At 70.8% G+C, this 18660-nt stretch carries 15 protein-coding genes; 7 read left to right on the top strand and 8 right to left on the bottom strand.

Features of this window, described 5'->3' with window-relative positions:
- Positions 1-116: 116 nt before the first annotated feature.
- Positions 117-518: a hypothetical protein gene (locus OG625_RS27950; RefSeq protein WP_329386495.1), complete on the top strand. Its 402-nt coding sequence runs from the start codon at positions 117-119 to the stop codon at positions 516-518.
- A gap of 82 nt (positions 519-600) precedes the next feature.
- On the opposite strand, the gene OG625_RS27945 is transcribed toward OG625_RS27950, so the two are convergent.
- From OG625_RS27945 to ctaC, 4 genes are all read right to left on the bottom strand, one after another.
- Positions 601-1845 carry a L,D-transpeptidase gene (locus OG625_RS27945; RefSeq protein WP_329386493.1) on the bottom strand — a complete coding sequence of 415 codons (1245 nt, stop codon included), beginning with the start codon at positions 1843-1845 and terminating at the stop codon, positions 601-603.
- 136 nt (positions 1846-1981) lie between these two features.
- Positions 1982-2380, bottom strand: coding sequence for a cytochrome c oxidase subunit 4 (locus OG625_RS27940; RefSeq protein WP_329386491.1), 399 nt, complete (start codon positions 2378-2380; stop codon positions 1982-1984).
- Positions 2377-4110, bottom strand: coding sequence for an aa3-type cytochrome oxidase subunit I (ctaD, locus tag OG625_RS27935; protein ID WP_329386488.1), 1734 nt, complete (start codon positions 4108-4110; stop codon positions 2377-2379). Before ctaD ends, OG625_RS27940 begins: the two co-directional genes overlap by 4 nt.
- Positions 4107-5084 carry an aa3-type cytochrome oxidase subunit II gene (ctaC, locus tag OG625_RS27930; protein WP_329386486.1) on the bottom strand — a complete coding sequence of 326 codons (978 nt, stop codon included), beginning with the start codon at positions 5082-5084 and terminating at the stop codon, positions 4107-4109. Before ctaC ends, ctaD begins: the two co-directional genes overlap by 4 nt.
- 294 nt (positions 5085-5378) lie before the next feature.
- On the opposite strand from ctaC, the gene OG625_RS27925 reads away from it, so the two are divergent.
- A complete protein-coding gene (locus OG625_RS27925) occupies positions 5379-6758 on the top strand; it encodes a cysteine desulfurase/sulfurtransferase TusA family protein (protein ID WP_329386484.1) in 1380 nt (459 codons plus the stop codon).
- A 149-nt stretch (positions 6759-6907) separates the two neighbouring features.
- Here OG625_RS27925 and OG625_RS27920 read toward each other — a convergent pair whose 3' ends face one another.
- A complete protein-coding gene (locus OG625_RS27920; RefSeq protein ID WP_329386482.1) occupies positions 6908-7885 on the bottom strand; it encodes a carbohydrate kinase family protein in 978 nt (325 codons plus the stop codon).
- 133 nt (positions 7886-8018) lie between these two features.
- Here OG625_RS27920 and OG625_RS27915 point away from each other — a divergent pair, with 133 nt between their 5' ends.
- Positions 8019-8258, top strand: coding sequence for a hypothetical protein (locus OG625_RS27915; RefSeq protein WP_329386480.1), 240 nt, complete (start codon positions 8019-8021; stop codon positions 8256-8258).
- A gap of 86 nt (positions 8259-8344) precedes the next feature.
- On the top strand, positions 8345-9841 hold the full coding sequence (locus OG625_RS27910; protein WP_329386478.1) for a hypothetical protein: 1497 nt from the start codon (positions 8345-8347) through the stop codon (positions 9839-9841).
- Between the two features lie 110 nt (positions 9842-9951).
- Here OG625_RS27910 and erpA read toward each other — a convergent pair whose 3' ends face one another.
- Entirely contained in the window at positions 9952-10308 is a 357-nt protein-coding gene (gene erpA / locus OG625_RS27905) for an iron-sulfur cluster insertion protein ErpA (protein WP_214949940.1), read from the bottom strand.
- Positions 10309-10611: 303 nt separating this feature from the next.
- Between erpA and nadA the strand changes: the two genes are divergently transcribed.
- The 3 genes from nadA (at position 10612) to OG625_RS27890 (ending at position 14599) form a co-directional block, all read left to right on the top strand.
- The gene (gene nadA / locus OG625_RS27900) at positions 10612-11814 is read left to right on the top strand and encodes a quinolinate synthase NadA (protein WP_329386476.1); all 1203 of its coding nucleotides are present in this window, start codon (positions 10612-10614) and stop codon (positions 11812-11814) included.
- A gap of 84 nt (positions 11815-11898) precedes the next feature.
- The gene (locus tag OG625_RS27895) at positions 11899-12288 is read left to right on the top strand and encodes a hypothetical protein (protein WP_329386473.1); all 390 of its coding nucleotides are present in this window, start codon (positions 11899-11901) and stop codon (positions 12286-12288) included.
- Positions 12275-14599 carry a caspase, EACC1-associated type gene (locus OG625_RS27890; RefSeq protein WP_329386471.1) on the top strand — a complete coding sequence of 775 codons (2325 nt, stop codon included), beginning with the start codon at positions 12275-12277 and terminating at the stop codon, positions 14597-14599. Before OG625_RS27895 ends, OG625_RS27890 begins: the two co-directional genes overlap by 14 nt.
- 48 nt (positions 14600-14647) lie before the next feature.
- Here OG625_RS27890 and OG625_RS27885 read toward each other — a convergent pair whose 3' ends face one another.
- Positions 14648-17779 carry an efflux RND transporter permease subunit gene (locus OG625_RS27885; RefSeq protein ID WP_329386469.1) on the bottom strand — a complete coding sequence of 1044 codons (3132 nt, stop codon included), beginning with the start codon at positions 17777-17779 and terminating at the stop codon, positions 14648-14650.
- A 145-nt stretch (positions 17780-17924) separates the two neighbouring features.
- A complete protein-coding gene (locus OG625_RS27880) occupies positions 17925-18647 on the bottom strand; it encodes a response regulator transcription factor (RefSeq protein ID WP_329386467.1) in 723 nt (240 codons plus the stop codon).
- Positions 18648-18660 lie beyond the last annotated feature (13 nt).

Raw genomic sequence — 18660 nt, 5'->3', positions numbered from 1 at the left:
GAAGCCCCTCCCGGGGCCTCACGTGCGACATCGCCGAACCGATGTTGACAGCGCAGCGGGAGGAGTAGCATCCCGCGCAACATCAACGTGATTCACGGGACACGTGGAGGAACGAAATGCGGGCGACTGCGCGGGTTCTGGTCTACAGCGACGACGCGGGCACCCGGGAGCAGGTGCGGCTGGCGGCCGGGCGTCGGCCGGCCGCGGACCTGCCGCCGGTGGAGTTCGTGGAGTGCGCGACGCTTCCGGCGGTCCTGTCGGAGCTGGACGCGGGCGGCATCGACGTGTGCGTGCTGGACGGCGAGGCGGTTCCGGCCGGGGGCATGGGTGTGTGCCGGCAGATCAAGGACGAGATCTTCCGGTGTCCGCCGGTGCTGTTGCTGATGGGGCGCCCTCAGGACGCCTGGCTGGCCACGTGGAGCCGTGCGGACGCGGCCGTGACCCTGCCGGTGGACCCGGTGGAGTTCCCGGACGTCCTGGCCGGCCTGCTGCGCTCCCGGCTGTCCCTGGACGCCTGACGGTCCGCCAGCGCGTCTCCGGGGCCCTGAGGGGCCCCGGAGGCCGTGGAGGTCGCGGGAGGCCGTGGAGGCGCTTGTGGCCTCAGACGGTGGGTCGCAGGCGCGCCTGGTCGACGGGGCTGCGGCCTTCCTGGGTGCCCTTCAGGAGGGCGCTGCCCTCGCGCCAGTCCTTCCAGTCCATGTTCCAGTCGCCGAAGCCGTTGCCGAAGATGTCCATGTCGTCGCCGATGCTGTTGATCACCTTGACGATGTCGCCTTCGTTGATGTTCTCGTAGAACCAGGCGGCGTTGCCCGTGCTCATGCCGGTGCAGCCGTGGCTGACGTTCGCGTAGCCGTGGGAGCCGACGGACCACGGCGCGGCGTGCACGTACTCACCGCTCCATGTCACCCGGGTGGCCCAGTAGACGGGGAGGTTGTAGTACTCGCTGCCGCCGATGCCGACCGTGTCGCCGCGCATCTGGACGTAGTACTGCTTGCCGAGCACCACCTTGACGCCGTTGCGGGTGGAGAAGCCGGGTTTCCCGGTGGTCACCGGAATGGTGTTGATCACTTCTCCGTTGCGCTTGAACGTGAGGTAGTGCGAGGAGGCGTCCGTGGTGACCTCGACGCGGTCGCCGATCTCCAGCTTCAACGGCTTGGCCGCGGCCCCGTAGAGGTGGTCCGAGACCCTGACCCCTTCCAGGTTGCTCCGTACGGAGACCGTGGTGTTGGCGGGCCAGTACTCCTTCGGGCGGTAGTGCAGCTTCTTGTCGTCGACCCAGTGCCAGGCGCCCTCGACGCCCGATGGGGTGTTGACGACCAGACCCCTTTCGACGACGGCGCGGGCTGCCTTGTCCTTGACGGGTTCGCTGAGTTCGGCCGTGACGGGCTGCCCGACGCCGTATTTGCCCGCGTCCGGGCCGAATTCGACCTTGAGGACTCCCCTGCCCGGGGTGGTCTCGAAGGCGACCGTGCGGCGCCCCTGGGCGCCCTTCCCGTCCTCCGTGCTGACGGTGACGGTGTAGCGGACGCCCGCGGCCATCGGGACGGTGTTGTGCCAGCGGTCCCCCTTGGCAGACAACTCGCCCGCCAGGCGGCGGCCGTGGGTGTCCACGACCGTCACGTCGGTGATGCGGGCCTCGTCCCCCTTCGTGGTGACTTCCAGGGGCTTGTCGGGGTCCACGGGGCGGCTGCCGACGGTCTGGTTGAAAACGACCTGATCGCCCGCGTCGTACGGGCGCGCCGACAGCGGATTGTCGTCGGACCCGCATGCGGTGGCGCCGGCCCCGAGGGACGCGACCAGCAGGGAGCAGCTGAGTACCGTCCAAAGACGCGGTGAGTGGTTCATGGGGCCAACGCTATGAAGGTATGACAACTCCGGCGCGCGGGATGACTGCAAACGAGGGGCCCGGACTCCTCCAATGGAGGTGTCCGGGCCCCTGGTGCCACGCGGCGCTGCCGCGCGGGTGCCGCTATGGGTGGTGCTACTGGTTCTGGTTCTCACCGCGGTAGTACTCGTACACCCAGCCCCACAGGCCGATCAGCAGGATCGGGGCGGAGAAGTACATGAGCCACCAGCCGAAGATGACGCCCATGAAGGCGAAGGCGCCACCGATCGCCAGCGCGAGCGGCTGCCAGCTGTGCGGGGCGAAGAACCCCAGCTCGCCCGCCTCGTCGGCGACGTCGGCCTCCAGGTTGTCCTGGGCCATCTCGTCGACGCGCTTGGCCGTGAAGGCCAGGTAGTAGCCGATCATGACGCTCAGGCCGAAGGCCAGGAAGAGCGCGGTGGTACCGACGGGCTCCTTCGACCACACGCCGTACACGATGGCCATGACCAGGATGAAGAAGGAGAGCCAGAGGAAGAGCTTGCCTTGGACCTTCACTTGCCGGCCTCCTTGCTGCCACCGGTGACGGCCTTGCTACCCGCGTGGTCCTCGAGGTGGTCGAGGGCCGCGATCTCCGGGTGGTGCAGGTCGAACGCCGGGGATTCGGAACGGATCCGCGGCAGGGTGAGGAAGTTGTGCCGCGGCGGCGGGCAGGACGTCGCCCACTCGAGCGAACGGCCGTAGCCCCACGGGTCGTCGACCTCGATCTTCTTGCCGTACTTGGCGGTCTTCCACACGTTGTACATGAAGGGAAGCATCGACAGGCCGAGCAGGAAGGAGCTGATCGTGGAGATCGTGTTCAGCAGGGTGAAGCCGTCGGCGGCGAGGTAGTCCGCGTAACGACGCGGCATGCCCTCGGCACCCAGCCAGTGCTGCACCAGGAACGTGCCGTGGAAGCCCACGAACAGGGTCCAGAAGGTGATCTTGCCGAGGCGCTCGTCCAGCATCTTGCCCGTGAACTTCGGCCACCAGAAGTGGAAGCCGGAGAACATCGCGAAGACCACGGTGCCGAAGATGACGTAGTGGAAGTGCGCGACGACGAAGTACGAGTCGGAGACGTGGAAGTCCAGCGGGGGCGAGGCCAGGATGACGCCGGTCAGGCCACCGAAGGTGAAGGTGACCAGGAAGCCGACGGCCCAGAGCATCGGGGTCTCGAAGGACAGCGAGCCCTTCCACATGGTGCCGATCCAGTTGAAGAACTTCACACCGGTCGGTACCGCGATAAGGAAGGTCATGAAGGAGAAGAACGGCAATAGCACGCCGCCGGTGACGTACATGTGGTGCGCCCACACGGTCACCGAGAGGCCGGCGATCGCGATCGTCGCCGCGATGAGACCGATGTAACCGAACATCGGCTTGCGCGAGAAGACCGGGATGACCTCGGAGATGATGCCGAAGAACGGCAGCGCGATGATGTACACCTCTGGGTGTCCGAAGAACCAGAAGAGGTGCTGCCACAGCAGCGCGCCGCCGTTGGCCGCGTCGAAGATGTGCGAGCCGAACTTGCGGTCGGCCTCCAGCGCGAAGAGCGCGGCGGCCAGAACCGGGAAGGCGAGCAGGACCAGGACACCGGTCAGCAGCACGTTCCAGGTGAAGATCGGCATGCGGAACATCGTCATGCCCGGAGCGCGCATGCAGATGATCGTGGTGATGAAGTTGACCGAGCCGAGGATCGTGCCGAAGCCGGAGAAGGCCAGACCCATGATCCACATGTCGCTGCCGATGCCCGGCGAGCGGACGGCGTCGGTCAGCGGCGAGTAGGCGAACCAGCCGAAGTCGGCCGCACCCTGCGGGGTGACGAAACCGGCCACCGCGATGATCGAGCCGAAGAGGTACAGCCAGTACGCGAACATGTTCAGCCGCGGGAACGCCACGTCGGGCGCGCCGATCTGCAGCGGCATGATCCAGTTCGCGAATCCGGCGAACAGCGGCGTCGCGAACATCAGCAGCATGATCGTGCCGTGCATCGTGAACGCCTGGTTGAACTGCTCGTTCGACATGATCTGCGTGCCCGGGCGGGCCAGCTCGGCGCGCATGAACAGAGCCATGACGCCGCCGATGATGAAGAACACGAACGACGTGAGCAGGTACATCGTGCCGATGGTCTTGTGGTCGGTGGTGGTGAGCCACTTCACGACCACGTTGCCCGGCTGCTTGCGCCGCACAGGCAGCTCGTTCTCATACGAGTCGGCTGCGGCGGCACCCTGGGATTCGTTGAGGATGCTCACAGTTGGTTCGTCTCCGCGTTCCGGGCCGGGTCGGTCTGCTTGATGCCGGCCGGGAGGAAGCCGGTCTGACCCTTCTCCGCCAGCTCCTTCAGGTGCGCCTTGTAGGCCTCCGGGGAGACCACCTTGACGTTGAAGAGCATGCGGGAGTGGTCGACGCCGCAGAGCTCGGCACACTTGCCCATGAAGGTGCCTTCTTCGGTCGGGGTGACCTCGAAGACGTTGGTGTGGCCCGGGATGACGTCCTGCTTGAACAGGAAGGGGACCACCCAGAAGGAGTGGATGACGTCATTGGACGACAGGATGAAGCGGACCTTCTCGCCCTTGGGGAGGACGAGGGTCGGGCCCGGGTTGCCCGTCTCCGGGTTCCGGTCGGCGGGGACACCCTTGGTGTAGACGCCCTCGGCACCGGCCGGGAACTGCTTGGTGAAGCGGTCCGGGATGGCGGAGAGCTCCTTGGGAACCTCGCCCGCCTTCGGGGTGGCCGCGTCTCCATCGACGTTCTCGATGTAGTTGAAGCCCCAGCTCCACTGGTAGCCGACCACGTTGATGGTGTGCGGCGGCTTGGGAGTGAGCGCCAGCAGCTTCGACTCGTCACGCGCGGTGAAGTAGAAGAACACCGAGACGATGATGAGCGGGACCACCGTGTACAGCGCCTCGATGGGCATGTTGTAACGGGTCTGCGGGGGGACCTCCACCTTCGTCCGGCTGCGCCGGTGGAAGATGACGGACCACATGATCAGGCCCCAGACCAGGATGCCCGTGATGAGGGCGGCCGCCCAGGACCCCTGCCACAGGGAGAGGATGCGCGGAGCCTCCTCGGTTACCGGAGTCGGCATTCCGAGGCGGGGAAAGTCTTTCCATGTAAGCGAGGTGCAACCTGTGGCGGTCACCAGGACCGCGCCCGCAGTCAGCGCCTGCAGCAGCTTCCGCCGCATCGGGCGCCGCGGCGAGCGGTCGGAGCCGTAGGGACTCACGTAGCGCCTTCCCGAGAGTCTCGGCCCGCGCGGCCGGCCGCGGCCGTGTTCGGGTCGGTCGCCGGCCCTGACGCAGGCAGGGGTTTGGATGTTTATGCGGACCAAACCCTACTGGACGCTATTTGAGGTCGCGCGGGGAGGGTGCCCAACGCGCCGCCAGGGCCCCCGAAGGGATGGATCCGCCGTACGGGGGACGGGTCGAGCACCGGCCGAACACCCCTGAATGGCGGCCTCCGGAAGCCATCTGACGGCCCCTGACCTCGGCGGCTGCCGGGCTCCGGTTAGCGTGCCCGTATGCCGTACTTCGACAGCGCGTCCGCCGCGCCCCTGCACCCCGTGGCACGCCAGGCCTTGCAGGCCTCCCTCGACGAGGGGTGGGCCGATCCGGCCCGGTTGTACCGGGAGGGAAGGAGAGCGCGGCTGCTGCTCGACGCGGCGCGAGAGGCCGCCGCGGAGGCGGTGGGATGCCGCGCGGACGAGCTCGTGTTCACTCCTTCGGGGACGCACGCGGTTCACGCGGGGGTCTCGGGGGTCCTCGCGGGGCGCCGGCGTGTCGGGGACGGTCTGGTCGTGTCCGCGGTCGAACACAGTTCTGTGCTCCATGCGGCCGAGGTGCACGCGGCGGGCGGCGGCGCGGTGACGGAGGTCCCCGTGGACCGGTTCGGCGCGGTGGCTCCCGCCGGGTACGCGGACGCGCTGGGCCCCTCGACCGCGCTGGCCTGCCTGCAGTCGGCCAACCACGAGGTGGGCACGGTCCAGCCGGTCGCGGAGGTCGCGGAGGTCTGCGGGGCGGCGGGGGTGCCGCTGCTCGTCGACGCGGCGCAGTCGCTGGGCTGGGGCCCGGTGGAGGGCGCCTGGTCGGTGCTCGCCGCGAGCGCGCACAAGTGGGGCGGCCCGCCGGGGGTGGGGCTGCTCGCGGTCCGCAAGGGGGTCCGCTTCTCGCCCCAAGGCCCGGCGGACGAAAGGGAGTCGGGCCGCTCCCCCGGCTTCGTCAACCTCCCCGCGATCGTGGCGGCGGCGGCCTCGCTGAGGGCCGTACGGGCGGAGGCGGAGGCGGAGGCGGCCCGGCTGCGGATCCTGGTGGACCGCATCCGGCGGCGGGTGGTCCGCCTCGTCCCGGACGTGGAGGTGGTGGGCCACCCCGACATCCGACTCCCCCACCTGGTCACCTTCTCCTGCCTGTACGTCGACGGGGAGACGCTGCTCCACGAGCTGGACCGGGCGGGCTTCTCGGTCAATTCGGGCTCGTCGTGCACCAGCTCCACGCTGACCCCGAGTCATGTGCTGCGGGCGATGGGGGTGCTGTCGGAGGGGAACGTACGGGTCTCGCTCCCGCTGGGGACGCCGGCGGAGGAGGTCAACGCGTTCCTGGAGGTCCTGCCGGGCGCGGTGGCGGACGTACGGAGGCAGTTGGGCGTATCGGAACCCGCTGCGGTGGCGCCGGTGGCGGACTCCGTCGAGCTCGACGCGCTGGGGCTCCGCTGCCCGCAGCCGGTGATCGAGCTGGCCCGCGCCATCGGCACCGTCCCGGTGGGCGGCACGGTGACGGTGGTCTCCGACGACGAGGTGGCCCGGCTGGACATCCCCGCGTGGTGCGGGATGCGGGGGCACGCGTACGTGGGCGAATCCCCGCGCGAAGTCGGGGTGGCCTACACGGTGCGCCGCCTGCGGTGACGTCGGCGGGGGCCGGCTGTCCGGCGCGGCTCAAAGACCGGGGCTCCGCCCCGGCAGCGGCGCCGCGCCCGCAATCGCGCCGGGCAGAGCCCCTGCCTGCGGCACCCCCGGGCAGGGGCGCCGCAGGGACCCGGCGGCCGGGCCGGAGGTCAGGCGGTGAGGTGGGCCTGGACTTCGGCGGCGGCCGCGTCGCCGTACGCCTTCGTGAAGCGCTCCATGAAGTGCGCCCGCGCCAGGGTGTACTCCTGCGTGCCCAGCGTCTCGATGACGAGGGTGGCCAGCATGCAGCCCACCTGCGCGGCGCGCTCGAGGCCGACGCCCCAGGCCAGCCCGGTCAGGAACCCGGCACGGAACGCGTCGCCGACACCCGTCGGGTCGACCTTCGCGTTCTCCTCGGGGCAGCCCACGACGATCGGCTCCTCCCCGACCCGCTCGATCCGCACGCCCTGCGAGCCCAGCGTCGTGACCCGGGTGCCGACCTTGGCCAGGATCTCCGCGTCGGTCCAGCCCGACTTCGACTCGATGAGGCCCTTCTCGTACTCGTTCGAGAAGAGGTACGTCGCGCCCTCCATCAGGGTGCGGATGTTCTCGCCGTCCATGCGGGCGATCTGCTGCGAGAAGTCGGCGGCGAAGGGGATCCCCCGCGTCCGGCACTCCTCCGTGTGGCGGAGCATCGCCTCGGGGTCGTCGGCGCCGATGAGGACCAGGTCCAGCCCGCCCACGCGGTCGGCGACGGCCTTCAGCTCGATCAGGCGGGCCTCGCTCATCGCGCCCGTGTAGAAGGAGCCGATCTGGTTGTGGTCCGCGTCCGTGGTGCACACGAAGCGCGCGGTGTGCAGCACCTCGGAGATGCGGACCGACTCGGTGTCGACGCCGTGCCGGTCCAGCCAGGCGCGGTACTCGTCGAAGTCGTAGCCGGCGGAGCCGACCAGGATCGGGCGGCTGCCGAGCTGCCCCATGCCGAAGCAGATGTTCGGTCCGACGCCGCCCCGCCGGACGTCGAGGTTGTCGACGAGGAAGGACAGGGAGACCGTGTGCAGCTGGTCCGCGACGAGCTGGTCGGCGAAACGGCCGGGGAAGGTCATGAGGTGGTCGGTGGCGATGGAGCCGGTGACTGCGATGCGCACGGCGTGGACGCTCCTGCGGAGGACGGCGAGGGGGACAGTCAAAACTACCCGGTCGACGGCGCCGGGCCGAACCCGCGAAACTACCCCGTAGTAGGTCTTTCTTCGCATGAGCGGCGGTGCCTACGGTGCCTGCATGACCTACACCGACGGTTTCGGCTATTCCGAGTACACCGCCGAGCGCCCCGGCGCGGAAGGCCCTCGGCAGCCCGGGTTCGCCGGCCTGCTGGGCGATTGCGCCCGGATGGCCCCGCATTGGGCGGTTCCCGCCGGCCCCCGGCCGGCTCGTGTGGCTCCCTCGCAGATCCACGGGATCCGCGTCCCGGCCGCCTCGGCGCGGCTGATCGCCTCCACCGCCGCGTACGGGGACCAGTAGGACGGGAGGACGGGAAGGGGAACCGGTTGCGCGTCTGTTCCGTCACACCCGCATCAGGCAGGCGGGACCGGTGAAGGAGCGATGCGGTGACCAGCGAACGACCCGATACAGCCGATGCGGCCGACACGGTCGGTACGGCCGAGGCAGCGGACACATCACGCGGCACGCGCCGTCGGCCCGTCTGGGCCGTCGGCTCGATCGCGGCCGCCGTGCTGCTGGTCGGCGGCGGGACCGCGTACTGGGGCGCCGCGGCCCACGACGACGGGGCTCGGAGCCAGGCGGACTCCGCGCCCCGTGACGCGGGGGGTCCGACGGGGCCGGGCATCGCGCCCGGGGAGCCCGATCCGGCCGGCGGGCCCGTGGTGTACCGGGCCGACGTCAAGCTCCCGGAGGGCCCTGCGACGGCGCCCGCCTTCTCCGCGTCCGGGGAGGTCACCTCGGCGGAGGTGGCCCGGCTCGCGGCGTCCCTCGGCATCCCCGGCACCCCGCGGCTCACCGGGGACGTCTGGCTGGCCGGGGAGCCGGCGGACGGCTCCGGGCCCCGGCTCACGGTGACCGCGAAGGCTCCGGGGACCTGGAACTTCGCCCGCCACAAGGCCTCGCCCGGCAACGGTGTGGGCGACGACTGCGTGCGCGGCAAGGACACCTGCGGCCCGGCCACCCTCCCGCAGGACATGGGCAACCCGGTCGCCCCGAGCACGGTCGCCCCGAGCGCGGGCAAGCCGGTGTCGGAGGAGGCCGCGAAGGCCGCCGCCCGGCCGGTGCTGGCCGCCGCGGGCCTGGAGGGCAGCCCGACCGATGCCCGGCTCGCGCAGGGTTCCGTGCGGGTGGTCACGGCGGACCCGGAGTTCGGCGGGCTGCCCACGCAGGGCTGGTCGACCAGGGTGAGCGTGGCCGGCGACGGCTCCGTGGTGGCGGGCAGCGGCGAGCTGAAGGCCCCGGTGGCCGCGGCGGAGCAGCCGGTGGTCGGGGCCGTGGAGGCGCTGGCCCGGCTGAACGCACGGTCGAGCGGCCAGGAGGGCACCGGCCCCGGGCCCAGTGGCTGCGCGACCTCCGTGCCGCTGGGTCCGGACACCCCGGTCGGGGCCACGGACACGCCCCCGTGCAACCCGGATCCCCGGCCGATGAAGCCGCCGCGCACGGAGACGGTCAAGGGAGCCACGCTCGGCCTGGTCCCGGGGACGGTGGACGGGGCGCGGGGCCTGGTCCCGGCCTGGCTCTTCCAGGTCGCGGGCCAGGGTGGCGCCCCTGGGCACTCGGTGGCCGAACCGGCCGCGGCGGAGGCTCCGCCGGAGACCTCTCCCGGCCAGAAGGGTGATCGCACCGTGCCCGGATTCTCGTACGCGGATGGCGACCGGAAGCTCACCGTGAACTTCTGGGGCAGCGTGTGCAGCACCTACGCGCTGGAGGCGCGCGAGTCCGCGGAGTCGGTGCTGGTGAAGATCACGGACACCCCGAACCAGCCCGGCCAGGCCTGCATCATGCTCGCGCAGGAGATGACCGTCACCGCCACGCTCCAGCAGCCGCTGGGCGCGCGGAAGGTGCTCGACGCGACCACGGGCAAGCCGCTGCCCCGGCAGTAGCAGCTACGGCAACAGCCCGGGTACGGCGGCATGCGGCGAGGGCCCGCCACCGGTCGGATGCGACCGGTGGCGGGCCCTCGTGCGTACGCGTTCGCCCGCGTCGTCCGGGTTTAGCTGAACGAGTCGCCGCAGGCGCAGGAGCCCGTGGCGTTCGGGTTGTCGATCGTGAAGCCCTGCTTCTCGATGGTGTCGACGAAGTCGATGGACGCGCCGTGGAGGTACGGGGAGCTCATCCGGTCCGTGACGACCTTCACGCCGTCGAAGTCCTTCACGACGTCGCCGTCGAGGGAGCGCTCGTCGAAGAAGAGCTGGTAGCGCAGGCCGGAGCAGCCACCGGGCTGGACGGCGACGCGGAGCGCCAGGTCCTCGCGGCCTTCCTGCTCCAGCAGGGTCCTGACCTTCTCGGCGGCGGCGTCGGACAGGAGGATGCCGTCGCTCACAGTGGTCTTTTCGTCCTGTACGGACATCTGCATTCACTCCCGAAGTGGGCGGCTCCCCGCCGCGGGCGGGGAAACGTCGGACTCTTGCCGTCGGTGGCAACGAGCGGGACCGCGGATTCATTCCGGGACCCGACGCTTGTTTCAGATATTCATGCTCGCACACCGCTCGGGGGGCAGAGCCGAACGGACGGGGTGGATCCGCGGGCTGATGCGTCACATTGACACTATCGGCATCGTCAAACTGACATGAAGCGGTTATGATAGATAGCGTCATATAGACGAGAAGCCGAAGCGATCTTCCAGAAGTTCCCTTGTCGCAGAACAGAAAGGGTGCGTGTCGTGACCACCGCCCAGCCTTTGGACACTCAGCCTTTGGACGTCCAGCCGACGCCCCTCGCCCTGCTGCTGCTCGGCCGCGAAGCCGACCCCAAGAGCGAGCGCGGGGTGGAGTGCCCCGGCGACCTGCCGTCGCCGTCGGACCCGAACCTCGTGGCGCGCGCCCGCGCGGCCAAGGAGAAGCTGGGTGACAAGGTCTTCATCCTCGGCCACCACTACCAGCGCGACGAGGTCATCGAGTTCGCCGACGTCACCGGCGACTCCTTCAAGCTGGCCAAGGACGCGGCCGCCAAGCCGGAGGCCGAGTACATCGTCTTCTGTGGCGTGCACTTCATGGCCGAGTCCGCGGACATCCTGACCTCGGACGACCAGAAGGTGGTCCTGCCGGACCTGGCCGCCGGCTGCTCGATGGCCGACATGGCCACCGCCGAGCAGGTCGCGGAGTGCTGGGACGTGCTGACCGAGGCCGGCGTCGCCGGTTCGACGGTCCCCGTCTCGTACATGAACTCCTCCGCCGACATCAAGGCCTTCACCGGCAAGCACGGCGGCACGATCTGTACCTCGTCCAACGCGAAGAAGGCCCTGGAGTGGGCCTTCGAGCAGGGCGAGAAGATCCTCTTCCTCCCGGACCAGCACCTGGGCCGCAACACCGCCGTCCGCGACATGGGCATGTCCCTCGACGACTGCGTGCTGTACAACCCGCACAAGCCGAACGGCGGCCTGACCGTCGAGCAGCTGCGGAACGCCAAGATGATCCTGTGGCGCGGCCACTGCTCGGTGCACGGCCGGTTCTCGGTGGACTCGGTCAACGACGTGCGCGCCCGGATCCCCGGCGTGAACGTCCTGGTCCACCCCGAGTGCAAGCACGAGGTCGTGGCGGCCGCGGACTACGTCGGCTCGACGGAGTACATCATCAAGGCGCTGGAGGCGGCCCCGGCCGGTTCGAAGTGGGCCATCGGCACCGAGCTGAACCTGGTCCGCCGCCTGGCGAATCGATTCGCCGCGGAGGACAAGGAGGTCGTCTTCCTCGACAAGACGGTCTGCTTCTGCTCGACGATGAACCGCATCGACCTCCCCCACCTGGTGTGGACCCTGGAATCCCTGGCCGAGGGAAACCTCGTGAACCAGATCCGGGTCGACAAGGAGACGGAGAGCTTCGCGAAGCTCGCGCTGGAGCGGATGCTGGCGCTTCCGTAGCCGGCGGTACCGATCGCCGAAAGGGGCACCCCGAGGGGTGCCCCTTTCGTTTAACCTCCCTGGTACCGAGGGGAGTTGATCGCCATGACGCGCTACATCGAGGTTCTGGCCGATGCGGGTCCGGATGCCGACGAACAGGAGCGGGCCGAGGCCCGAGCCGAGCTGGTGGCGGCGCTGGAGGAACTGGGCGTGGACGAGGTCCGCGTACGGGAACTGCCCGCGCCGACGGGGTCCAAGTCGGGCGGCCTGGGCACCGCCGAGATCCTGGTCGCCGTCGGGCCCCCGCTGTTCGCCGCGGTGGTCGCCGCCTTCGACTCCTGGGCGCAGTGGGCCGGGGTGCGGCGGGTCCGGGTCAAGATCGGGGAGGACGAGTTCGAAGCCTCCCGGCTGAGCCCGGAGCAGCGTCAGGCCCTGCTGGACCACTTCATCGCCCGCACCACGAGGGCGGAGGAGCCGCCCAGTGGCGGTGCGTGAGGCGCTGGTCGTCGCCACGTCCTCGTACGAGGACACCCGGCTCAACCAGTTGAACTCGCCGGGCCTGGACGCGACGGGCCTCTCCGAGGTGCTCAGCGACCCGGCCATCGGCGGCTACGCGGTCCGGTCGGTCATCGATCAGCCCGCGCACGTCGTGCGGCGCGAGATCGAACGGTTCTTCATCCGCCGCAAGCCCGACGACCAGCTCCTGCTGTACCTGTCCTGCCACGGCATCAAGGACTCCCGGCTCCAGCTGTACTTCGCCGCGACCGACACCGACCGGGACCTGTTGGAGTCCACCTCCGTCCCGGCCGTCTTCGTCAACGGACGGCTGATCGGGTGCAACTCGCGCAAAATCCTGGTGCTGCTGGACTGCTGCTACAGCGGGGCGTTCAAGCCGGGCGGCGCGAAGTCGGCGGACAGGGCCGTGCACCTGCTGGAGGAGTTCAAGGACACCGGGGTCGCGGTGATCACGGCCACGGACGCGCTCCAACAGGCCTGGGAGGGCGACGGCCCGGTCACCGAGACCGGGGAGGGGCAACTGTCCGTGTTCACCGCGGCGGCCGTCGGCGGGCTGCGGTCGGGGCGGGCGGACCGGGACGGCGACGGCTGGGTCTCGGTCGAGGACCTGTACGAGCACGTCCGCGAGGAGATGCTGGCCCGCGACGCCCGGCAGAGCCCGCTGCGCTGGATCCTGGGCGGCCAGGGCACGTTGAAGGTGGCGCGGCGGGCGCCTCTCGCGGTCGTGGCGGCGGTACCGGAGCCGGGCTCCGTCCCGGAGGGAGGGTCGGCCTCCGGACTGCGGGCCGGCATCGCGCCGGTGGCGGGGCTGCTGCGCCGGACGCTCGGCCCCCGGCCGAGGCCGGCCCTGCTCGCCCTGGAGGACGGCTCGCTGTCGCGGACCACCGACCCGGGGCGGATAGTCGAGCGGATCCCGCCGGGCACGGGGTATTCGGCGCTGGGCCATCAGCTGGCCGTGGACCTGTTCGGGCGGATGGAGCGGGAGGCCGGTGACGGCCGGGTCACCGCGGTCGTCGTCCTGGACGCGCTGACCGCCGGGATCCAGCCGCTGCTGGACGGCGGGGCGCACCCGGTGCAGGTGGACCGGGTGCTGGGCAGGCTGCTGGAGGGCGCCGAGCGGAAGGCCCGTCGGCTCGGCGCCCTGCCGTACGGGCACAAGGAGTACGAGGCGCTCTTCCGGACGGCGATGGGCGACCCGGTCATGCCCCGGGACTGGGCCGGCTCGATGACCGAGCCGGACATGCACATGGACGGCATCATGTCCCTCCGGCGGATCGATTCCCCGGAGGACGAGTACTCCCAGGAGGGCACGGGCTACTTCATCGAGGGCGGTCGCGTCCTGGACGACGGGAGCGTGCCGCCGGACCTGCCCGCCGAGGCGGTGGAGGATCCGGCGGTCCTGCTGTGCGCCGTCCCGATCCCGTCCCTGGAGCCGCTGCGGCCCCTCCTCAAGGAGGCGGCCGAGGCCGGGCGGCGGCTGGTCGTGGTGGCCCCCGAGGTGGGCGCTCCCGCCTTCGACGAACCCCCGCGCCCCGCGGAGTACTTCGGGATCCGGCCCCGGGGGACGCCTTCGGGGTTGGGGCTGCCGCCGGAGAAGGTGTTCCACGACCTCTCCGTGGTGACCGGGGGCACGGTGGTCCGCTCGGTGCAGGGGCTGACCGGGCTGCGGCTGGACGAACTGGGCCGGGCCGGCCTCGTCCTGGCCGACCGCCGGTCGGCCGTCTTCGTCCCCCCGCAGGAGTGCGCCGGGCAGGTCGCGCTGTGGGTGGCCGCTCTGCGTGCCGAGGCCGCGAAAGAGACGGACTACGTGGCGCGTGCGTACCGGGCGCGGCGAGCGGCCCGGTTCGGCGCGGAGGCCGTCATCGCCCAGGGTGTCGTGCCCCCGGCCGAGCGCGAGGTCTTCGACCGGGTCGTCAGCGCGATACGCGTGGCAGTTCAGACGGCGGACGACGGGGCGGTGCCGGGAACGGCCGCCGCCCTGACGGAGATCGGGCACAACCGGCTGCCGCAGGACTACGCGTGGCAGCCCTCCCTGGCACGTCCGCTGCGTGACGCCCTCGCCCTGGCCCTGGCCGCTCCGCTGGCCGCGATCGCCGAGAACAACGGCGAGGAGGATCCCGGGATGCTGGTGGACGAGGTGCGCCGGCACTGGCCGGCCCTCACCTACGACGCCCTCGGCGGCGGGCTGACCGACCCGGTCAGGGCCGCGGTGCTGGAGCCCGTCACAGTGGCCCTGGCCGTGCTGCGCGCGGTCCGGGAGACGACCTCCGAATACCTGTCCCTCCTGTGACGCGAAGGGGCGCCCCGCGGCTGCGGAGCGCCCCTCACCGTGCACGGGTCAGACGCGGGCCGGGGACTCCTCGTCCGAGGGCTGCGCCGGGGCCGGGACCACCGTCAGGCGGGCCGTCTTCTTCGCGCGGCGGCGCTCCTTGCGGAGTTCCACCATCGTGTAGAGGGTCGGCACCAGAAGCAGCGTCAGCAGCGTCGAGGTGATCAGGCCGCCGATCACCACGACCGCGAGCGGCTGCGAGATGAAGCCGCCCTCGCCGGTGACGCCCAGCGCCATCGGGAGCAGCGCGAAGATCGTCGCGAGGGCCGTCATCAGGATCGGGCGCAGTCGGTGCCGGCCGCCCTCGACGACGGCTTCGACGACGCCGAGGCCCTGTGCCCGGTACTGGTTGACCAGGTCGATCAGGACGATCGCGTTGGTCACGACGATGCCGATCAGCATCAGCATGCCGATCATCGCCGGGACGCCCATCGGGGTGCCGGTGACGAGGAGCAGGCCGATCGCGCCGGTCGCCGCGAACGGGATGGAGACGAGCAGGATCAGCGGCTGGACCAGCGAGCGGAAGGTCGCGACCAGCAGCATGAACACGATCGCGATGGCCGCGAACATGGCCAGGCCGAGCGAGGCGAAGGCCTCGTCCTGGTCCTCGGAGACACCGCCGATGGAGGCCGTGGCGCCGTCCGGAAGGTCCAGGGCCTTGATCTTCGTCTGGAGGACGGAGCTGACCGCACCGGTGTTGTCGCCGACCGGCCGCGCGGTGATGGTGGCGGCGCGGGCGCCGTCGATCCGGGTCATCGCGACCGGGCCGGGGACCTCCTTGACCTCGGCGATGTCACCGAGCTTGAGGGGGCCGACCGGGAGGGCCTGGAGCTCGGCCAGGGTGGTGGCCGGCGAGGCGGACTTGATGACGATGTCCCGCTCGGTGTCGTCCAGTACGGCCTTGCCCGCCGGGTTGCCCCGTACGACCTGGGCGACGATCCCGCCGAGCGCGGCCTGGTTCAGGCCCAGTTCGGCCGCCTTGGGGGTGGCGGTCACCGAGATCCGGGGCACGGACTGGGAGAGGTCGCTCTGCACGTCGGTGACGTTCTTCAGGGTCGCGACCTCGGCGCGGACCTGCTCGGCGGCCTTGGCGAGGACCGCGGCGTCGCCGGCCTTGACGACGACGCTGAGGTTCTGGCTGCCGAAGCCGTCGCCGGCGGAGATGCGGGTCTCGCCGATGCCGTCGAGGGCGGCCAGCTTGCCCTCGATCTGCTTCTTGACGCTCTCGGCCTTGCCGGAGTCCTTCAGGGAGACCTGGAACGAGGCCTGGTTGGAGCCCGTGCCGCCGCCGAAGGCGGCGAGGAAGCCGGAGGAGCCGACGGTGACCTGGTGGCTCTTGACGCCGTCGACCGAGGCCAGCACCTGCTCGATCTTGCGGCTCGCCTCGTCGGTGGCGGCCAGGGAGGTGCCGGGGGCCAGTTCCTGCTTGACCGTCAGGACGTCCTGCTCGCCCTGGTCGAAGAAGTTGGTCTTGAGCAGCGGGGTCATGCCGAAGGTGCCGACGAGGACGACGACCGCGATGCCCACGCTCGTCAGGCGGCGGCGGGTGGCGAAGCCCAGGACCCGCACGTAGAAGCCCTGGAGCTTGCTGCGCGCTTCCTTCTCCTCGGCTTCGCGGCGGGCCTTGGCCATGCTCTCGGCGTCCCCCGACGCCACGCCCTTGGGCGCGCGCAGGAACCAGTACGACAGCACCGGTACGACCGTCAGCGAGACGAGCAGCGAGGCCAGCAGGGCCGCGGTGACGGTGAGCGAGAAGGAGCCGAAGAGCTCGCCGATCATGCCGCCGACCAGGCCGATCGGCAGGAAGACGGCGACGGTGGTGAGCGTGGAGGAGGTGACCGCGCCGGCCACTTCCTTGACCGCGGTGATGATGGCGCTCTCGCGCTCCTCGCCGTAGCCGAGGTGGCGCTTGATGTTCTCCAGGACCACGATCGAGTCGTCGACGACGCGGCCGATGGCGATCGTGAGCGCGCCCAGCGTCAGCATGTTCAGCGACAGGTCGCGGGTCCACAGCACGATCAGCGCGAGGACGACGGACAGCGGGATGGAGACCGCGGTGACCAGCGTCGAGCGCAGCGAGGCCAGGAAGACCAGGATCACGATCACCGCGAAGACCAGGCCGAGCAGGCCCTCGGTGGTGAGGCTGGAGATGGACTTGGCGACGGCCGGGCCCTGGTCGCTGACGACGGTCAGCTCGGCGCCCCCGCCGAGGGTGGAGCGCAGCTCGGGCAGCTTGTCCTTGACGGCGTCGGAGATGGCGACGGCGCTGCCGTCCTTGTCCATGGTGAGGACGAGGGCGAGGCTGGGCTTGCCGTTGGTGCGGGTGATGGAGACGGCCTTGGCGGCCTCCTGCTTCACCGTGGCGACGTCGCCGAGGCGGACGGCCGGCTTGCCGGGGCCGGGGCTCAGGCGCAGGTCCTCGACCTGGGCGAGGGAGGTGTAGCCGGCGCCGACGCGGACGGTCCGGTTCTTGCCGGCCTCGTCGAAGGAGCCAGCGGGGACGGTCGCGCCGCCCGCCTGGAGGCCCTGGGCGAGGGCGGCTCCGTCGATTCCGGCGGCGGCGAGCCTGGCGTTGTCGGGGGTGACGGTGACCTGGAGGTCCTGGACGCCGTCGACGGTGACCTGGCCGACGCCCTCGATGTCCGACAGGACGGGGACGACGGAACGTTCCAGCTGGTCGGCGAGGGCCTGCTGGTCCTTGTCCGAGGTGACGGCGAGGATGACCGTCGGGATGTCGTCGGTGGAACCGGCGACCACCTGCGGGTCCACCTCGGCGGGCAGCCGGACCCGGGCCCGGTTGACGGCCTGCTGGACGTCGGCGACGAGCTGCTTCGTGCCGCTGTCGCCGTAGTCGAAGGTGGCCATGATGAGGGCGTTGCCCTCGCTGGCGGTGGACGTGATGCCGGTGATTCCGTCGACGCCCTTGAGCATGGCCTCGATCGGTTCGACGACCTGCTTCTCCACCACGTCGGGCGAGGCGCCCTGGTACGGCGCGAGCACGGACACCATCGGCAGTTCGATGGACGGCAGCAGCTGCTGCTTGAGCTGCGGGATGGCGATGGCGCCGAAGAGGAGCGCGACGAGCGACACGAGGCCGATCAACGCCCTTTGGGCAAGGCTGAAGCGGGACAGCCAGGACATGGGTGTGGGTCTCTCTGCAGTGGCGAACGCGAGGGCGTTCCCAGCCTGTCCCCCGGTGCGGGCGTGGTGCGTCGCTCCCAGGTCCCGTCCTTATGTGCGGCATACCGCGTCCGCAGTACGCCGCACTACTGCGCCGTGTACGCCGCTACTCCGCGCGGGGCCGGACAAGTCCCGATTCGTACGCGATGACCACCAATTGGGCCCGGTCGCGTGCGCCGAGCTTGGCCATGGCCCGGTTCACGTGGGTCTTGACGGTGAGCGGGCTGACCTCCAGCCGGCCGGCGATCCCGTCGTTGGACAGCCCGGCGGCCACATGGACGAGGACCTCGCGCTCCCGGACGGTCAGCGCGGCCAGCCGCTCGGCGTGCGAGCCGGCCGAGGCCCCGGCGGCGGCCGGGTCGGCGCCGCCGCCCTGGGCGAGGAAGGTGGCGATGAGCCCCTTGGTGGCGGTCGGGGAGAGCAGGGCCTCGCCGGCGGCGGCCACCCGGATCGCGTTGAGCAGCTCCTCGGGCTCGGCGCCCTTGCCGAGGAAGCCGGAGGCACCGGCGCGCAGGGCCTGGACCACGTACTCGTCGACCTCGAAGGTCGTGAGCATCACCACGCGCACGGCGGCGAGTTCCGGGTCCGCGCTGATCATCCGGGTGGCGGCGAGCCCGTCGGTGCCGGGCATCCGGATGTCCATGAGGACGACGTCGGCGCGGGTCTCCCGGGCGAGCGCGAAGGCCTGGGCCCCGTCGGAGGCCTCCCCGACGACCTGCATGTCGGGCTCGGAGTCGACGAGCACCTTGAAGGCGGATCGCAGCAGCGCCTGGTCGTCGGCGAGCAGCACCCTGATGGGCGTCGGGTCCGGAGTCGCGGTCTCTTCCACGCCCCGACCCTAC

The organism is Streptomyces sp. NBC_01351, assembly GCF_036237315.1.
Taxonomy (GTDB): Bacteria; Actinomycetota; Actinomycetes; order Streptomycetales; family Streptomycetaceae; genus Streptomyces.
This window is presented reverse-complemented; position numbering and strand designations above follow the sequence as displayed.